General features: G+C 68.7%; 16 protein-coding genes. 9 read left to right on the top strand and 7 right to left on the bottom strand.

Annotation, left to right across the window (positions count from 1 at the left end):
* Nucleotides 1-5: 5 nt before the first annotated feature.
* The 3 genes from ACGFI6_RS01395 to ACGFI6_RS01385 are packed head-to-tail and all read right to left on the bottom strand — an operon-like array spanning nt 6 to nt 2617.
* A complete protein-coding gene (locus ACGFI6_RS01395; protein WP_393114304.1) occupies nt 6-1172 on the bottom strand; it encodes a hypothetical protein in 1167 nt (388 codons plus the stop codon).
* On the bottom strand, nt 1169-1675 hold the full coding sequence (locus tag ACGFI6_RS01390) for a SigE family RNA polymerase sigma factor (RefSeq protein ID WP_393114302.1): 507 nt from the start codon (nt 1673-1675) through the stop codon (nt 1169-1171). Before ACGFI6_RS01390 ends, ACGFI6_RS01395 begins: the two co-directional genes overlap by 4 nt.
* 42 nt (nt 1676-1717) lie before the next feature.
* The gene (locus ACGFI6_RS01385) at nt 1718-2617 is read right to left on the bottom strand and encodes a hypothetical protein (protein WP_393114299.1); all 900 of its coding nucleotides are present in this window, start codon (nt 2615-2617) and stop codon (nt 1718-1720) included.
* 105 nt (nt 2618-2722) lie between these two features.
* On the opposite strand from ACGFI6_RS01385, the gene lepA reads away from it, so the two are divergent.
* The 6 genes from lepA (at nt 2723) to ACGFI6_RS01355 (ending at nt 9467) form a co-directional block, all read left to right on the top strand.
* Nucleotides 2723-4612 carry a translation elongation factor 4 gene (lepA, locus tag ACGFI6_RS01380; RefSeq protein ID WP_393114298.1) on the top strand — a complete coding sequence of 630 codons (1890 nt, stop codon included), beginning with the start codon at nt 2723-2725 and terminating at the stop codon, nt 4610-4612.
* A complete protein-coding gene (locus ACGFI6_RS01375; RefSeq protein WP_393114296.1) occupies nt 4613-5521 on the top strand; it encodes an aminoglycoside phosphotransferase family protein in 909 nt (302 codons plus the stop codon).
* Between the two features lie 69 nt (nt 5522-5590).
* On the top strand, nt 5591-6169 hold the full coding sequence (locus tag ACGFI6_RS01370; protein WP_393114294.1) for a TetR/AcrR family transcriptional regulator: 579 nt from the start codon (nt 5591-5593) through the stop codon (nt 6167-6169).
* Nucleotides 6166-7548: an MFS transporter gene (locus tag ACGFI6_RS01365; protein WP_393114292.1), complete on the top strand. Its 1383-nt coding sequence runs from the start codon at nt 6166-6168 to the stop codon at nt 7546-7548. The genes ACGFI6_RS01370 and ACGFI6_RS01365 overlap by 4 nt, the downstream gene beginning before the upstream one ends.
* 42 nt (nt 7549-7590) lie before the next feature.
* On the top strand, nt 7591-8217 hold the full coding sequence (locus ACGFI6_RS01360) for an MOSC domain-containing protein (protein ID WP_393114290.1): 627 nt from the start codon (nt 7591-7593) through the stop codon (nt 8215-8217).
* Complete coding sequence (locus ACGFI6_RS01355; protein WP_393114288.1) at nt 8214-9467, top strand: MFS transporter; 1254 nt, start codon at nt 8214-8216, stop codon at nt 9465-9467. The genes ACGFI6_RS01360 and ACGFI6_RS01355 overlap by 4 nt, the downstream gene beginning before the upstream one ends.
* On the opposite strand, the gene ACGFI6_RS01350 is transcribed toward ACGFI6_RS01355, so the two are convergent.
* The 4 genes from ACGFI6_RS01350 to kduI form a co-directional block, all read right to left on the bottom strand.
* Entirely contained in the window at nt 9445-10236 is a 792-nt protein-coding gene (locus ACGFI6_RS01350; RefSeq protein WP_393114286.1) for a ferritin-like domain-containing protein, read from the bottom strand. The two genes, ACGFI6_RS01355 and ACGFI6_RS01350, sit on opposite strands and share 23 nt — an antisense overlap.
* A 71-nt stretch (nt 10237-10307) precedes the next feature.
* Nucleotides 10308-11060: an IclR family transcriptional regulator gene (locus ACGFI6_RS01345; protein ID WP_393114284.1), complete on the bottom strand. Its 753-nt coding sequence runs from the start codon at nt 11058-11060 to the stop codon at nt 10308-10310.
* A 20-nt stretch (nt 11061-11080) separates the two neighbouring features.
* Nucleotides 11081-11836 carry an SDR family oxidoreductase gene (locus tag ACGFI6_RS01340; RefSeq protein WP_393114282.1) on the bottom strand — a complete coding sequence of 252 codons (756 nt, stop codon included), beginning with the start codon at nt 11834-11836 and terminating at the stop codon, nt 11081-11083.
* Nucleotides 11833-12657 carry a 5-dehydro-4-deoxy-D-glucuronate isomerase gene (kduI, locus tag ACGFI6_RS01335; protein WP_393114280.1) on the bottom strand — a complete coding sequence of 275 codons (825 nt, stop codon included), beginning with the start codon at nt 12655-12657 and terminating at the stop codon, nt 11833-11835. Before kduI ends, ACGFI6_RS01340 begins: the two co-directional genes overlap by 4 nt.
* A 151-nt stretch (nt 12658-12808) precedes the next feature.
* Here kduI and ACGFI6_RS01330 point away from each other — a divergent pair, with 151 nt between their 5' ends.
* From ACGFI6_RS01330 to ACGFI6_RS01320, 3 genes are all read left to right on the top strand, one after another.
* A complete protein-coding gene (locus ACGFI6_RS01330) occupies nt 12809-14311 on the top strand; it encodes a sodium:solute symporter family protein (RefSeq protein ID WP_393114277.1) in 1503 nt (500 codons plus the stop codon).
* A gap of 63 nt (nt 14312-14374) precedes the next feature.
* Complete coding sequence (locus ACGFI6_RS01325; RefSeq protein ID WP_134118888.1) at nt 14375-14560, top strand: tautomerase family protein; 186 nt, start codon at nt 14375-14377, stop codon at nt 14558-14560.
* Nucleotides 14561-14817: 257 nt separating this feature from the next.
* Nucleotides 14818-15843: an aspartate-semialdehyde dehydrogenase gene (locus ACGFI6_RS01320; protein ID WP_393114275.1), complete on the top strand. Its 1026-nt coding sequence runs from the start codon at nt 14818-14820 to the stop codon at nt 15841-15843.
* Nucleotides 15844-15925 lie beyond the last annotated feature (82 nt).

The raw sequence follows: 15925 nt of genomic DNA, 5'->3' as shown, positions 1-15925 counted from the left end.
GCAGGTCACGGTCTGTGCAGCGTGGTCCGGACGGTCTTGAGGACCGCTGCGCATTCACCGCTGCGGACGTCGCAGCGGAAGACCTGCTCCTGGACCGGCAGGCGGTTGTTGGCGTCGGGTTCGGTGACGAGCAGCAGTTGACTGACGTTCTCGAAGACCGGCTCCGGCCACTCCGTCACCCTGGTGTTGGCGGGTAGCCGGAGCTTGGTCTGCTTGCCTGTCTGGACGTCGATGGCCAGCTTCACGTCGCTGCTGACCATCGTCCGCCCGTCCGGAGACAGCACGGGGTACGTGGCGGCTGCAGCGACATCGCAGTACTCGCGGGCCTCGTCGAACGCTCCGTCGCGGAGCACACCGGCCTTCAGGCAGCGGTTGTTGCCCTTCCGGGTCGTCAGCGCGACGACGTCGGACGTTGGCGGAGCGGCCAGACCGCCGTCGTAGTTCGGGAACGCGACGTCCATGACGTGGTCGGACTTCGGCTTCCAGAAGTGCAGGCTGTACGCGGTGGGCTTGTTCGGCGCACCCACCTCGTCGACGCGGTACCAGATCCCGTCCTTGGCCCAGCCGAGCTGGCTCGGCATCACCGGCAGCTGCGGACTGCGTGACACCTCCTTACCGGACTTGACGTCGACCACCACGAGCTCGCCCTTGGTGTCCTCGAGCCGGTGGATGACCGCGATCTGACTGCGGTTCGGCGACAGGGCCGGTAGCTCGATGTGATCCGGTCCGAGGGTCCGCAGCGTCCCGTCCGGCTTCAGGATGGCGGCATGATCGCCACGGGGACCGCTCATGGCGAGCCAGCCGCCGTCGACCCGGCCGAAGAAGCCGGACACTCCACGGGGGATCGAGACGGTGCGGTCCCCGTCGTGCAGGGTTGCGTGCAGATCGGTCACCTTTTCACCGGTCAGCACCGTGTACGGCACTTCGGGTGCTGCGTTGGAGACCGGACCCGGGGGCGGACCGGCCGGAACCGGGACCGAACTGTCGGGCGCGAGACGCGTGAGGAACGTGACTGTGACGACCAGGACGACGGCGATCGCGGCGGCGGTCGCCAGGACGGGCCAGTGCCGGCGGCGGGTGGAGCGCTCCAGGCCGGGGCCCTGGGCGGTGTCGGGGACGGTGGCTGCCTGGCTGTGCAGGTAGTCGCGGAGGCGGGTCTCGGTGTCGTTCATCGCAGTTCCTTGAGGCGTTCGGTCAGGACGGCGAGACCGCGCGACGACGTGGCGCGGGCGGACGACTCGCCGATCCCGAGAAGCTGGGCGATCTCCGCGAACGGGAGATCGAGGTAGTACCGGAGCACGAGGACCTCTCGGGTCCGTCGCGGCAGCGCCTGGAGCGCCTGCTGGACCTGCGACCGTTCCTCACCCAGGACGGCGTCGCTCTCCGCGGAGGCGTTCGGCGTCTGGTGCGGCGGGATGTACAGCCGCGCCACCTTGCGTCGTCGCAGGACGGACCGGCTGCGGTTCAGCACCGTGGTCCGCAGATAGGCCAGCGCCGCATCCGCCCCGCGCAACGGCCAGCGCCGGTACAGCTCGGCGAAGGCCTCCTGTACGACATCCTCTGCCGCCTGCCGGTCGTCGACCATCAGCACCGCCAGCCGGAGCAGCCCGACCCAGTGCTGCTGGTAGAGGGCCGACACAGCGTCCTGTGCGTCCACAGGTGCCGGGCGGCTCATGCTCACCATTGGATTCGTCACACCGCTAGAGACGTGCGGCGGTCAGGAACGCTGCATCCGATCCCGGACCCAGTCCAGATGCACCTGCGCATGCTCCCGCTGCCACGTCCTCATGGTGGGAATCCCAGGCGGCGCCGGCTGCGCGGATCCCCACCAGAGACCGCCTGCGATGGCTGCGATGAACCCGGTGATCGCCTCGTCGTCGGGGAGCTCCGGCAGCGTCACCGACCCGCGCATCTCCGCGTGCAGGATCACCGTGTCCGTCCAGCGCGGAGCCAGCCCCGGGTGCGCCCAGTCGATGAACACCACCCGCTCGTCGGTCACGATGATGTTGTCGGCGCGCAGGTCGTAGTGCGCCAGCGCCTTCCCCTCGGCCAGCGCCCGCACCCCGGTCCGGGCCAGCTCCGCGAACTCCTCGGGATCAACCCAGGACGGTACGTCGAGGTTGTCCGCCAGCACGTTCTCCCAGCGGCTCAGGAAGTCACAGCTGCGTACGGCGATCACCGGAGCATCCGGCCACGGCGACGGATCCAGTACGTCGGTGAGCTCCGCCAGCGCGTCCAGGACCCGGTCCGCGTCCGGCTGTTCCCACGGGTGTGCGGGCAGCCGCCCTTCGATGTCCTCGAACAGCATGCCGACCCAGTCGCCGTCGTCGTACACGGCGTACAGCTCCGGGGCCATCGGGAGTCGGCCGATGCCCTGCATCGCGGTGATCTCCAGCCGGAACAGCTCGGGTGTCTTGGGGTTCAGAGACGTACCGACGGCCTTCACGAAGGCCCGGCGGCCGGAGGCGGTCACCAGCCGGGCCGCCGTACCGGGGGAGAAGCCGCCCTGCTGGGTCGAGGCGGACACCACGGTCGAGCCGAGCGTCCGCTCCACCCACGCGCGAACGCCCGAAGGCAGATCGGAATACGGCAACCGGACCCCAGCAGCATGCGCCATACCGGAACACGTTATCGGGGCGCCGCCAGCGATTTTCGAATCTGCTGGACCCGCATGGGATGATTGAGCAGATATATCACCCGAGACCAGAACTGGATCCCCTCCGTGCCCGTTGGCCCCACGAAAGTGCCGCAGCCGGGTCGCACCGACCCGTCGCTGATCCGGAACTTCTGCATCATCGCCCACATCGACCACGGCAAGTCGACGCTGGCCGATCGGATGCTGCAGATCACCGGCGTGGTCGACGACCGCTCGATGCGGGCGCAGTACCTCGACCGGATGGACATCGAGCGCGAGCGCGGCATCACGATCAAGTCCCAGGCGGTCCGGCTGCCGTTCACGCCCGGCGCCGACACCCCGGGCGGCCTGCTGGCCCCGGACGGTACGACGTACATCCTGAACATGATCGACACGCCCGGTCACGTCGACTTCACCTATGAGGTGTCCCGGTCGCTGGAGGCCTGCGAGGGCGCCGTGCTGCTGGTCGACGCCGCGCAGGGCATCGAGGCGCAGACCCTGGCGAACCTGTACCTCGCGCTGAACGCCGACCTGCACATCATCCCGGTGCTGAACAAGATCGACCTGCCGAGCGCCCAGCCGGAGAAGTACGCCGCCGAGCTGGCCCACATCATCGGGTGCAACCCGTCCGACGTGCTCAAGGTGTCGGCGAAGACCGGTGCGGGCGTCGAGGAACTGCTCAGCGAGATCGTCGCGCAGGTGGAGCCGCCGAAGGGCGTCAAGGACGCACCGCCGCGGGCCCTGATCTTCGACTCGGTCTACGACACGTACCGCGGTGTGGTCACCTACGTCCGGGTCGTCGACGGCGAGCTGAACCACCGGGACCGGATCAAGATGATGTCCACCGGCGCGGTGCACGAGATGCTCGAGGTCGGTGTCATCTCCCCGGAGCCGGCGAAGTCGCCGAGCATCGGCGTCGGCGAGGTCGGCTACCTGATCACCGGGGTGAAGGACGTCCGCCAGTCCCGGGTCGGTGACACCGTCACCGCCGCGGTCCACGGCGCGACCGAGGCGCTCGGCGGGTACAAGCATCCGCAGCCGATGGTGTACTCCGGCCTGTTCCCGATCGACGGTGACGACTACCCGACGCTGCGTGACGCCCTGGAGCGCCTGCAGCTGAACGACGCCGCCCTGCAGTACGAGCCGGAGACCTCGGGCGCGCTCGGGTTCGGCTTCCGCTGCGGGTTCCTCGGGCTGCTGCACATGGAGATCGTCCGGGAGCGGCTCGAGCGCGAGTTCGACCTCGACCTGATCTCGACCGCGCCGAACGTGGTCTACCGGGTCGAGATGGAGGACGGCAAGGAGCACGTCGTCACGAACCCGAGCGAGTTCCCGGACGGCAAGATCGCCGACATCTACGAGCCCGTGGTGAAGGCGACGATCCTCAGCCCGAAGGACTTCATCGGCGTGATCATGGAGCTGTGCCAGACCAAGCGCGGCACGCTGGGCGGCATGGACTACCTGTCCGAGGACCGCGTCGAGCTCCGCTACACGCTGCCGCTGGCCGAGATCGTCTTCGACTTCTTCGACCAGCTGAAGTCCAAGACCAAGGGGTACGCGTCGCTGGACTACGAGCCGACCGGCGAGCAGGCCGCCGAGCTGGTCAAGGTCGACATCCTGCTGCAGGGCGAGACGGTCGACGCGTTCTCGGCGATCGTGCACCGCGACAACGCGTACTCGTACGGCGTCGCGCTGGCCGGCAAGCTGAAGGAACTGATCCCCAGGCAGCAGTTCGAGGTGCCGATCCAGGCGGCGATCGGGTCCCGGATCATCGCCCGCGAGTCGATCCGCGCGATCCGCAAGGACGTCCTCGCCAAGTGCTACGGCGGTGACATCACCCGGAAGCGCAAGCTGCTCGAGAAGCAGAAGGAAGGCAAGAAGCGGATGAAGATGGTCGGCCGGGTCGAGGTCCCGCAGGAGGCCTTCATCGCCGCCCTCCGCACCTCCGACACCGCGGAGAAGGCGGGCAAGAAGTAGGTGTCCCTCCAGATCCCGGAGGGCCTGCTCGTCGTCGCGTCACGCGGGCAGGACTGGGCGGACTGGCTCGATCGGCTGCCGCGGTTGCTGCGCGAGCTGCTCGCCGAGTGGGACCTCACGGTCGACGGTACGGCGGCGTACGGCAACTGTGCGATCGTCGTACCAGTACTCGCCGAGGGGCAGCGCGCCGTCCTGAAGGTGCAGTTCCCGCACTGGGAGGCCGAGACCGAGCATCTCGCGCTGCGGACCTGGGCGGGCGACGGTGCCGTCCAGCTGCTGCGGGCCGATCCGCGGCGGTTCGCGTTGCTGCTCGAGCGGCTCGAGTCGCGGGACCTGACCACGATCGACGCGCTGGACGCCTGCGAGCTCGTTGGCGGCACCTACAAACAGCTGCATGTCGCGGCGGGTCCGCAGTTCCGGACGCTGTCGGTTGAGCTGGCGAAGTGGGCCGACCGGCTGCGGCGGTTGCCGGCCTCGGCGCCGGTGCCGCATCGGTACGTCGAGCAGGCGATCTCGCTGGCCGACGACTTCGTCGCGGACCCGGCGACCGACGGGCGGTTGATCCATACCGACCTGCACTACGAGAACGTGCTCGCCGCGGAGCGCGAACCCTGGCTGGTGATCGACCCGAAGCCGCTGTCCGGCGACCCGCACTTCGAGGTCGCGCCGCTGATCTGGAACCGGTGGGACGAGGTGATCGCGGCCAACGACCTGCGGTTCGCGGTACGGCAGCGGTTCTGGACGACTGTCGACGCGGCTGGGTTCGACGAGGAGCGCGCCCGCGCCTGGGTGATCGTCCGGCAGATGCTGAACGTGTTGTGGACGTTGGAGTCGACCAGCGCCGACGAGTCTCTGCCCCACGACTGGCTGACTCGCAACATCGCGATCGTGAAGGCCATCCAGGACTGATCCACGGCCTCAGTGATGTAGGAGACATCGGCTTGTAGTTAGTAGGTAGTAACTACTAACTTCAGTCGGGTGGCGACACGGATGAGTGGGCGGGAACGGCGGGAGCAGGTCCTCGGGATCGCCGAGGAGGAGTTCGCGAGCGCCGGGCTGTACGGCGCCTCGACCGAGACGATCGCGCGCCGTGCAGGGATCACGCAGGCGTACGTGTTCCGGCTGTTCGGGACGAAAAAGCTGCTGTTCCTGGAGTGCGTGGACGCCGCGTTCGAACGGATGCGGCTCGCGATGGTCGCGGCCGCGGGCGGGACGAGCGGGATCGAGGCGCTGACTGCGATGGGTCAGGAGTACAACGACATGCTCGCCGACCGTACGACGCTGCTCCTGCAGTTGCAGGGCACCGCCGCGGCGGCCGCGGGCGACGGCGAGGTGCGCGACGCCGTACGGACGAGCTTCTCGCGGCTGTGGCAGTCCGTCGCGGACACTGCCCAGCTCGACGCGGTCACGGTCAAGGCGTTCCTTGCCTTCGGCATGCTCCTCAACACCGGCGCGGCCCTCGACCTGCCGCAGGTGGACGAGCCGTGGTCCCACCAGGCCAGGACCCGCATCAAGCCGGGCCTGTTCAACCACATCACGACAGAGACGAACCAGTGACCACCGTGGGCGGCACCGGCACCAAGCATGCCCAGTTGCCGGCCTTCCTGGTCTTCGTGGGCCTGGCCGGCGCTGTGATCGGCAGCCTCGGCGCTCCGCTGATCACGGCGGTCGCCGAGGCGTACGACGTCTCGCTCGCAGCCTCGCAATGGACGCTGACGATCGCGTTGCTCGCCGGAGCCGTCGCGACGCCGGTGTTCGGGCGGCTGGGTGCCGGTTCGCGGCGACGTACCGTGATCCTTGGGATGCTGGGGGCGGAGGTCGTCGGCAGCCTGCTTACGGTTGTCCCGTTGCCGTTCGCGTTTCTGCTGCTCGGCCGGGCGTTGCAGGGGTCCGGTCTGGGGCTCGTCGTGCTGATGATGGCGGTAGCGCGTGATCATCTCGATGAGCACCGGGCCGCGCGGACGATCGCGTTGCTGTCGGTCGCGTCGACCGCGGGCATCGGGATCGGCTATCCGCTGTCCGGTCTGCTCACCGACCTCGCGGGCGTACGAGCGGCGTACGGGCTCGGGCTCCTGATCACCGGGGCCGCGTTCGTCGCCGCGGTCTTCGCGCTCCCGCAGGCCCCGGACCGTCCGGCTGCCCGTCTCGATGTGCGCGGCGCGATCCTGCTCGCGATCGCACTGCCCGCGATGCTGCTCGTGATCGGCGAGACCAGTCTCTGGCGCCACCACGCCGGCCTGGCCGTCGCGATCCTGGTGGCCGCACTGCTTCTGCTGCTCGGCTGGACGTTCCTGGAGATTCGCACCGAGCACCCGCTCGTCGACATCAGGCTCCTGCGGCACCCGGCCGTCGCTGCGGCCAACCTGGTGATGCTCACCGGCGGTGTCGGCATGTATCTGCTGTTCAGTCTGATCACCCGCTACGTGCAGACCCCGGCGGCGGCCGGGTACGGCTTCGGGCTGAACACGTTCGAGGCAGGGCTTGTCCTGGTGCCGTTCTCGATCCTCGGGTTCGTCGCGGGGCGGCTCGTGCCGCCGTGGCGGGAGCGGCTCGGTGCGCGGCTGTTGCTGGCGGCAAGTACTGCGTTCGTGGTGGTCGCGTTCGTACTCTTCGCAGTCGCTCGCTCACACCTGGTCGAACCGATCGTTGCCATCGGCATCCTCGGGTTCGGGGTCGGCGCGTTCTCCGCCGCGATGCCCGCGGTCATTCTCGCGGCCACGCCGAAGGCCGAGACCGCGAGCGCGATGAGCGTGAACGCCGTCGTCCGCAGCGTCGGCTTCTCGACCGGGAGCGCGCTCGGCGGACTGATCCTCGCCGCGCACACCACCGGGGTCTTCCCGCGCGAGTCCGGGTACGGCGCGGCGGCCTGGATCGGTGTCGCGGCGACCGCGGCCACGTTGGTGATCATCGCCATACTGCCGCTCAAACCGCGCTAAATCCGGTGGAACCAGTGGCGCACCGCGGGGGAGGATGCGGCTATGCGGTTGCTGACGGTCAACGTGGTGGAGAAGCTGATCCCGGGTCCCAAGGAGACGGGGTTCACCGCGATCGACAAGCGCCCGCAGTCCGGCCGGGTCCGCGTCCGCGAGCTCGGGCTCGAGGGCGATCGCGTCTGCGACACCAAGAACCACGGCGGCCCGGACCTCGCGCTGTACACGTACGCCGAGGAGGACGCGGCCTGGTGGGCGGGCGAGCTCGGCCGCGAGATCCCGACCGGTCTGTTCGGCGAGAACCTGCGCACCGAGGGAGTGGACGTGAACGGCGCGCTGCTCGGTGAGGTCTGGCGGATCGGCGACGAGGTCGAGGTGATGGTGCGCGCGCCGCGGATCCCGTGCATCACCTTCCAGCACCGCATGCAGCTGCCGCACTGGGTCAAGCGCTTCCACCAGGCCGGCCGTCCCGGCGCGTACCTGAAGGTCCTCCGCGAGGGCACGATCGGTGCGGGCGACCCGATCGAGATCGTCAGCAAACCGGACCACGAGGTCACGATCGCGCTCATGTTCGCGCTGGAGGACCCCGCCAAGATGCAGCGGATGCTCGACTCCGGCGTCGACCTGATGGAGGAGCTCCGCGCGAACGCGCAGCGCATCGTGACCCGCGGATGACCGCGCCGTCCGAGGAGCAGCCGACCGTCGCCAGGGGAGTGCTGCCTGCTCCTGGACCGTTGCGTCCGCTCGCGTTGGCGACTCTGCTGAGCCGGGTCGGCAACGGGTTGTTGATGACGGTCAGTGTCTTGTACTTCAACCGGATCGTCGGCCTGTCGATCGCGCAGGTCGGGCTCGGGCTGACAGTGGCCGGGTTGTTCGGGCTGCTGTCCGCCGTACCGCTCGGACATCTCGCCGACCGTCGCGGCCCGCGCGGCCTGTTCGTCGTGCTCAGCCTGACGGTCTGCGCACTCTCGCTGGTCTACCTTTTCGTACAGAACTTCTGGCAGTTCCTGGTCGTGAGCATCGTGCTGACGATGGTCGACCGTGGTGCCGGCGCGGTCCGCGCAGCCCTGATCGCCGCCGTCACCACCGGCGCCGGGCGGGTCGCGGCGCGTGCGTATCTGCGGGCCGTGACGAACATCGGCATCATGTTCGGCGCCGCGATCGGCGCATTCGCGCTGCATTTCGACACCGGCACGGCGTACCGCGTGATGTTCGTGCTCGACGCAGTACTGAGCAGCGTCGCGGCATTCGTCGTACTGGCGATCCCGCGGGTGGCGCCGCAGCCGCACAACGACGACGGACCGGTCTGGATCGCGCTGCGCGACCGTGCGTACCTCGCGGTCGCGGCGCTCAACGCGGGCATGAGCATCCACTACGCGGTACTCGACGTCGCGATCCCGCTGTGGGTGGTCGACCATACGAACGCCCCACGCTGGACCGTCGCGGTGCTGCTGATCATCAACACCGTAGTCGTGTCGCTGTTCCAGGTACGGTCGTCGCGCGGCATCGCGGATCCGGCGACGGCCGCGCGGGCCACTCGTACCGCGGGACTGTTGCTGTTGGCATCGATGGTGCTGATGGCCGGCGCCACCTGGGGCAATGCACTGATCGCAGTCGCTCTGCTCGCGGTCGGAGCGTTCGTCCAGGTGATCGCGGAGCTGATGCAGTCGTCCGGATCGTTCCTGCTCAGCTTCGATTTGGCGCCTGGGCATGCACAGGGTCAGTACCAGGGCGTCTGGAACACGAGCATGTCGATCAGCACGATGGTCGCGCCAACGGTTCTCGCGCTGCTCCCGCTCGGTCTCGGCGTTCCCGGGTGGATCATCCTCGGGGTCTGGTTCGCCGTCGTCGGCGTGCTGTTCGTCCCCGTGGTCCGCTGGGCGGAGCGCAGATCTCCCGTTGCTAGCGCAGCCCGTGCCGCGTGAGTTCGCGTTCGACCAGGTGCAGGCCGTCCAGTCCCGGCAGGGTGTCGATCTTGGCGTCGATCCGGCGGGCCTCGGCGAGGCCGTCGGTGCCGCCGAACAGGTAGTTGAGCAGGTGCCGGATCTCCGGCTCGGGCATCACGCCGGAGCCGACGATGCCCCAGCGGTGCCGGAGCGCGAACCGGGTGATCCGCCGGGCGCGCGGGCTCTCCGCCAGGCGACGGCGCGCCTGGCTGTTGTAGAAGGCGATGTGCCGCGTCTCCTGCTTGGCGATCCGCTGCAGGATCTCGGTCAGCAACGGATTCTGCTCGACCTTGACGAACCGTGAGTAGCCCGCGTGCGTGCACCACTCGTTGATCGCACCCCAGGTCATGTGCGTCGCGATGAAGTCCGGACCGATCACGTTCGCGAGCGTCGACTGCACCATCGGCGCGACCCGGTCCTGCCATCCGAGGCGGGTCCGCAGTGCGTGCGTGTGCTCGGGACCGGTCGGTACGCCGTGCATCTCCAGTACGCGGTCGAGTACTTCGCCGTGCCAGTACTCCTCGTAGTTCCACAACGTGAGGAACGTCGTGACCTCGGGGTCGCGGTGTGACGGCGTGACGAGCAGGTCCCGCAGGTAGCAGACGGTGTGCGTCTCGACATCGCTCATGTACCGCAGGCAGCGCAGCGCGCCATCCGACAACCGGTCCGTGCGGAACCGGTCCAGCTCCAGATCGTCCCAGCGGAGCCGGTGCGCCGAACTGGCGTAACTGTCGACATCGAAGGCCATGCCGGTACTTCGGAGCCGGGCGCCGGCCGGATGGTTCGAGACGCCTGGGGCCGGTGGTTCGGGCCGCGGGTTCAGGCGGGCTCGGGGTAGCCGAGGGCTGCCGAGATCTTGCGGCCGGCCTCGATCGCGGCCGGGGCCATCAACGCCACCTGGGCGATCGACTGCTCGAGCGACAGCGTGGAGATGCTGACCGCGGCGATCGCGGCGCCGGTGTGGTCGTGGATGACGGCGGCGACGCAGCGGATGCCCGGCTCGTTCTCCTCGTCGTCGAGGGCGTACCCGCGGGTGCGGGTCTGCGCGAGGTCGGCCTTCAGCGCGGCGGCGGTCGTGTGCGTGAGCGGCGTACGAGCAGGCAGGCCCGTCCGCGTGATGTGTACGTCGAGCGCTTCGTCGTCCTTCTCGGCGAGCAGTGCCTTGCCGATGCCGGTGCAGTGCAGCCAGATCGCCTTACCGACCCGGGACGGCATCCGGTACGGCTTCGGACCGTCGAGCCGCGCGACGTAGATCGCCTCGTCGCCGTTCAGCAGGCCGACGTGCACGGTGCAGCGGGTCTGCGCGACCAGGTCGGCGAGTACCGGGCGGGCCACGGTCGCGAGGTCGACGTTCGTCAGCGCGTGGCCGGCGAGCCGCAGCGCCTTCGGGCCCGGGTGGTACGACCCGTCGTCGGCCTGTGTGACGAACTCGTGCTCGACGAGCGACGCCATGATCCGGTGCACGGTCGACTTGGCCAGGCCGGTCGCGTTCACCACGTCGGTGAACCGCGAGTGCTCCAGGACGGCGTCCAGCACCATCAACGTCTTGTCGATGGCCGAGGGCGAACTCATGTCGGACATCCTGCCACTCCCTATCTCGCCAGCCAGCCACCATCGACCGCGAGGACATGACCGTTCACGTAGTCGGCAGCGGTGGACGCCAGGAACACCGCGGCGCCGACCACGTCCTCCGGCTGCCCCCAGCGGCCGGCCGGGATGCGCTGCCGGATGGCGGCCTCCCGGTCCGGGTCCGCGCGCAGCCCGGCGGTGTTGTCAGTACTGATGTATCCGGGTGCGATCGCGTTCACCTGGACCCCGGCCGGACCCCACTCGTTGGCCAGTGCCCTGGTCAGTCCCGCCACCGCGTGCTTGCTCGCAGTGTAGGCCGGGACCGTGACGCCGCCCTGGAAGCTCAACAACGACGCGATCGTGACGATCTTTCCATCGCCGCGTTGCGCCATCGCTGCACCGACCGGCCGCGTCACCGCCCAGGTGGAGTTGAGGTTCACGTCGATCACGCGCTGCCAGTCGGCGGTCGTGGTCTCGGCGGCCGGCGCCCGCGAGATCGTGCCGGCGTTGTTGACCAGAATGTCGATCTTCCTGTTGTCGACAATCTGCAGTGCGGCTTCTTCGACCGCGGCCGGGTCGGTGAAGTCGGCGATCACCACGGACGCGTCCCCGCCGCCGTTCTGCTTGATCGCCTCGAGGGTGTCCTCGAGCGCGGCATCCCGGGCCATCAGGATCAGCTCGGCGCCGGCCGCGGCGTACCCGGCCGCGATCGCCGCTCCGATCCCGCGCCGCGCTCCGGTGACGAGTGCCGTGCGTCCTTCGAGGCTGAACGACGTCACCGCAGAGCCTGTACGTCGACACCGTCCATGTCGCCGAACGCCTGGTTCTCCCCGGCCATCGCCCACACGAAGCTGTACGACGACGTACCGCAGCCGGAGTGGATCGACCAGCTGGGGGAGATGATCGCCTGCCGGTCGGCGACCAGCACGTGCCGCGTCTCCTCGGGCTCACCGAGCAGGTGGACGATCCGCTCGGTCTCGGGCAGGCCGAAGTACAGGTAGCACTCGGTCCGCCGGTCGTGGGTGTGCGCGGGCATCGTGTTCCAGGTGCTGCCCGCGTGCAGGGTCGTCACCCCCAGTACGACCTGGCAGCTCTGCACGCCGTCCGCGTGGATGAACTGGTCGATCGTCCGCCGGTTCGCGGTCTGCGCGTCGCCGGCCTCGATCCGGTTGCCCTCACCGGGGTTGATCTGCGCGGTCGGGTACGTCGTGTGCGCGGGCGCCGAGAACACGTAGAACGCCGCGTCCGGACCGTCGAAGACGACCTCGCGGACACCTCGTCCGACGTACAGGCAGGCACCGGTGGTCAGCTCGTACTTCGTGCCGTCGGCGGTGACCGTACCGGGCCCGCCGACGTTGACGATGCCGGCCTCGCGGCGCTCGAGGAAGTACTCGCTGCGGAGCTCTGGATACGTATTCAGCGTCAGCGGGCCGGCCGTCGGGCGGGCGCCGGCGAGCACGATCCGGTCGTGATGGGTGAGCACCGCGGTGACGGCGCCGGGGACGAAGAGGTCGTCCACCAGGTAGTGGCGGCGCAGTGCGGCCGTGTCGAAGCCGGGCAGCTGCTCGGGATGGGTGGCGTGCCTGATCTGCAGAGTCACGGAACAAGGTTCTACTGAGCAGAACAGGCTGTCAATCGTTCTGGAGCAGTGGAACTGCGTCAGGAATTGTTCCGGGTTCCGTATCTTGACACCTAGTTCTGTTCAGTGGAACCTCTCAACCACTCGCCCAACGCCCCTGGGAGGATCCCCGATGACCGCTCTGGACTGGACCGTCCTGGTCGGCTATTTCGTGCTGATGGTGCTGATCGGGCTCTGGTCGCGCACCAAGATCAAGACCGTCGTGGACTACTTCACGACCGGAGGCCGGATCCCGTGGTGGCTGTCCGGCATCTCGCACCACATGTCCGGCTACAGCGCCGTCATGTTCGTCGCGTTCGCCGCCGTCGCGTACTCGTACGGCATCACCGTCTACGTCTGGTGGGCGATGACGATCGGCGTCGGTGTCGGCATCGGCGCGTTCCTGTTCGCCGCCCGCTGGAACCGTCTGCGCGCCAAACACGGGGTTGTGTCGCCACTGGAGTACCTCGCCCGCAGGTACAACCTGCCGACACAGCAGGCGCTCGCGTACTCCGGTGCGGCGCTGAAGGTCGTCGACATCGCGTCCAAGTGGGTCGCGATCGCCGTACTGCTGAACGGATTCACCGGCGTACCGATCCGGTGGGGGATCCTGCTCACCGGCGTGGTGACGATGCTGTACGCGACGCTCGGCGGGCTGTGGGCCGACGTCCTCACCGACTTCGGGCAGTTCGTGATCCAGTTCGGCGCCGGTGTCGCGATGTTCATCGGCGTACTGCAGCACCTGGACGGCGTACCGACGCTGTGGAAGATGTGGGACCAGTTGCCGGCCGGCCACGGGCATGCGCTGAACGGGCCGTACACGCCGATCTTCCTGATCGCGTTCCTGTTCATCAAAACCTTCGAGTACAACGGCGGCATGTGGAACCTGGCGCAGCGCTACATGGCCGCGCCGTCCGGTTCCGCGGCGAAACGGTCGGCGCTGCTGTCGTCCGCGCTATGGCTGGTCTGGCCGTTGATCCTGTTCATCCCGATGTGCGCGGCGCCGCTGCTCGTACATCCCGGCAAGCCGGAGCAGTCGTACGTCGAGCTGGCGCAACTGCTGTTGCCGACCGGGCTGATCGGGCTGGTACTGGCCGGGTTCTTCTCGCACACGATGGCGATGGTGGCCTCGGACGCGAACGCGATCTCGTCGGTGATCACGCGGGACCTCGCACCGGTGCTCGTGCCGCGCGTACGGCAGCTGACCGACCGCGCGACGCTGAAGATGGCGCGGATCGTGACGTTCACCTTCGTCACGGTGAGCATGCTGATCGCGATCGCGACCAACGGTGAGGGCGTCGTGCTGAAGATCGTCGTCGACCTGGTCGCGGCGACGATGGGGCCGATCGCGATCCCGTTGATGCTCGGGCTGCTGCCGTGGTTCCGGCGGAGCGGATCGCGAGCCGCGCTGGCGTCCTGGGCGATCGGGCTGATCGCGTGGGCGATCGTCAAGTACGGCATCGGATCCACCGACCAGACGCTGGTCGTCGCGTTGCCGTTGGCAACTTCCCTGGTCGTGTACGTCGGCTTGGGTCTGCTCGCGCCCGAGAACCGCGTGGAGGTCGACGAACTGGTCGAGTCGCTGAACACCGATCCCGACGAGGTGCCTGCCCGCACTGCGGCCACTCTGACCTGAACCTGCGCTGAGCTGAAACACTGTCCCACGTCACGGAACCGCCAACCCGAGGAGAACCGTCCTATGCCGAACATCACCGTCGAACTGCTCTCCGGCCGCACCCTCGACCAGCGCCGCGAGTTCGTCGCCGCCGTCACCGACTCCGCGATCGCCATCCTCGGCGCCAAGCGCGAAGCGGTCCGGATCGTCTTCACCGAGATCGAAAAAACCGACGTGGCCAACGGCGGCACCCTGGTGGCCGACGCCTGATCCGGATCGACGGCACTCCACAATCGCGCTACGGGGCGGTTGCTGAGCGTCAGCCCGCCGGTTGTGAGCAATTGTGATGGGCCTGGCGTCCGGCCCCCGAGGAGGCGGACCCCAGGCACTCACCAATCGTTCGCACAGACACGGTCCCCGCCTGCGGTCTGCGGGTGGGGGCCGGTCGGCGTTGGTTGCTGAGTGGGGGGAGTCCGCTCTCTGAAATGTGCGGGCGGACGCCCTGGGGACCTATTACTCTCTGTCGCATGCGAGTAGGTGTTTTCGGTGCCACGGGTCAGGTCGGCGGGGTCATGCGGGAGCTGCTGGTCGAGCGCTCCTTCCCGGTGGACGAAGTGCGGTTCTTCGCGTCGGCGCGGTCGGCCGGCAGGAAGCTGCCGTTCGGTGACCGGGAGATCGTCGTCGAGGACTCCGCGACGGCGGACTTCTCCGGGCTCGAGCTGGCCCTGTTCTCGAACGGGAAGACGGCCTCCAAGGAGCTGGCGCCCAAGGTCGCGGCCGCGGGTGCCGTCGTCGTGGACAACTCGTCGGGCTGGCGGATGGACCCCGACGTACCGCTCGTGGTCTCCGAGGTGAACCCGGACGACCTGAACACGATCCCCAAGGGCATCGTCGCGAACCCGAACTGCACCACGATGGCCGCGATGCCGGTGCTCGCGCCGCTGCACCGCGAGGCCGGGCTGAGCCGGCTCATCGTCTCCACGTACCAGGCCGTGTCCGGCTCCGGTGGCGTCGGCGTGGACGAGCTCGAAGGCCAGGCGCGGGAGCTGATCGCCGCCGGCGGCAAGCTCGCCCGCGGCACCGACGGCATCACGCTGCCCGAGCCGAAGGTGTACGCCGGTCCGATCGCGTTCAACGTGCTCCCGCTCGCCGGGTCGATCGTTGCCGACGGCACCCTTGAGACCGACGAGGAGCAGAAGCTCCGCAACGAGAGCCGGAAGATCCTGCACCTCCCGGACCTGCCGGTCGCCGGTACCTGTGTCCGGGTGCCGGTCTTCACCGGTCACTCGCTGAGCATCCACGCGGAGTTCGCGGAGCCGATCACGCCGGAGCGCGCCACCGAGATCCTCGGCAGCGCTCCTGGGGTTGCCGTCACGGACCTGCCGACCCCACTGCTCGCGGCCGGCCAGGACCCGTCGTACGTCGGCCGCATCCGCCAGGACCAGTCGGTACCGGGCAACCGCGGCCTGGTCCTGTTCGTCTCGAACGACAACCTCCGCAAGGGCGCCGCCCTGAACGCAGTCCAGATCGCCGAACTCCTCGCCAACCGCTGACCTGCACCGCCGCTCGCAGTCCCGAGGGGTTCCTGGGTGTTGCGGAAACGTGATGGAGAAGGTGGGGGCGGGCGTGCGAGGG

The organism is Kribbella sp. NPDC048928, from assembly GCF_043197975.1.
Taxonomy (GTDB): Bacteria; Actinomycetota; Actinomycetes; order Propionibacteriales; family Kribbellaceae; genus Kribbella.
This window is presented reverse-complemented; position numbering and strand designations above follow the sequence as displayed.

What these genes read in the sequence shown, in the direction of transcription:
- ACGFI6_RS01325 (WP_134118888.1), top strand. Translation starts at nt 14,375, where the DNA reads ATGCCGAACATCACCGTCGAACTGCTCTCCGGCCGCACCCTCGACCAG.
- ACGFI6_RS01390 (WP_393114302.1), bottom strand. Translation starts at nt 1,675, where the DNA reads ATGAGCCGCCCGGCACCTGTGGACGCACAGGACGCTGTGTCGGCCCTC.
- ACGFI6_RS01345 (WP_393114284.1), bottom strand. Translation starts at nt 11,060, where the DNA reads ATGAGTTCGCCCTCGGCCATCGACAAGACGTTGATGGTGCTGGACGCC.
- ACGFI6_RS01395 (WP_393114304.1), bottom strand. Translation starts at nt 1,172, where the DNA reads ATGAACGACACCGAGACCCGCCTCCGCGACTACCTGCACAGCCAGGCA.
- ACGFI6_RS01330 (WP_393114277.1), top strand. Translation starts at nt 12,809, where the DNA reads ATGACCGCTCTGGACTGGACCGTCCTGGTCGGCTATTTCGTGCTGATG.
- ACGFI6_RS01385 (WP_393114299.1), bottom strand. Translation starts at nt 2,617, where the DNA reads ATGGCGCATGCTGCTGGGGTCCGGTTGCCGTATTCCGATCTGCCTTCG.
- ACGFI6_RS01355 (WP_393114288.1), top strand. Translation starts at nt 8,214, where the DNA reads ATGACCGCGCCGTCCGAGGAGCAGCCGACCGTCGCCAGGGGAGTGCTG.
- ACGFI6_RS01350 (WP_393114286.1), bottom strand. Translation starts at nt 10,236, where the DNA reads ATGGCCTTCGATGTCGACAGTTACGCCAGTTCGGCGCACCGGCTCCGC.
- ACGFI6_RS01320 (WP_393114275.1), top strand. Translation starts at nt 14,818, where the DNA reads ATGCGAGTAGGTGTTTTCGGTGCCACGGGTCAGGTCGGCGGGGTCATG.
- ACGFI6_RS01360 (WP_393114290.1), top strand. Translation starts at nt 7,591, where the DNA reads ATGCGGTTGCTGACGGTCAACGTGGTGGAGAAGCTGATCCCGGGTCCC.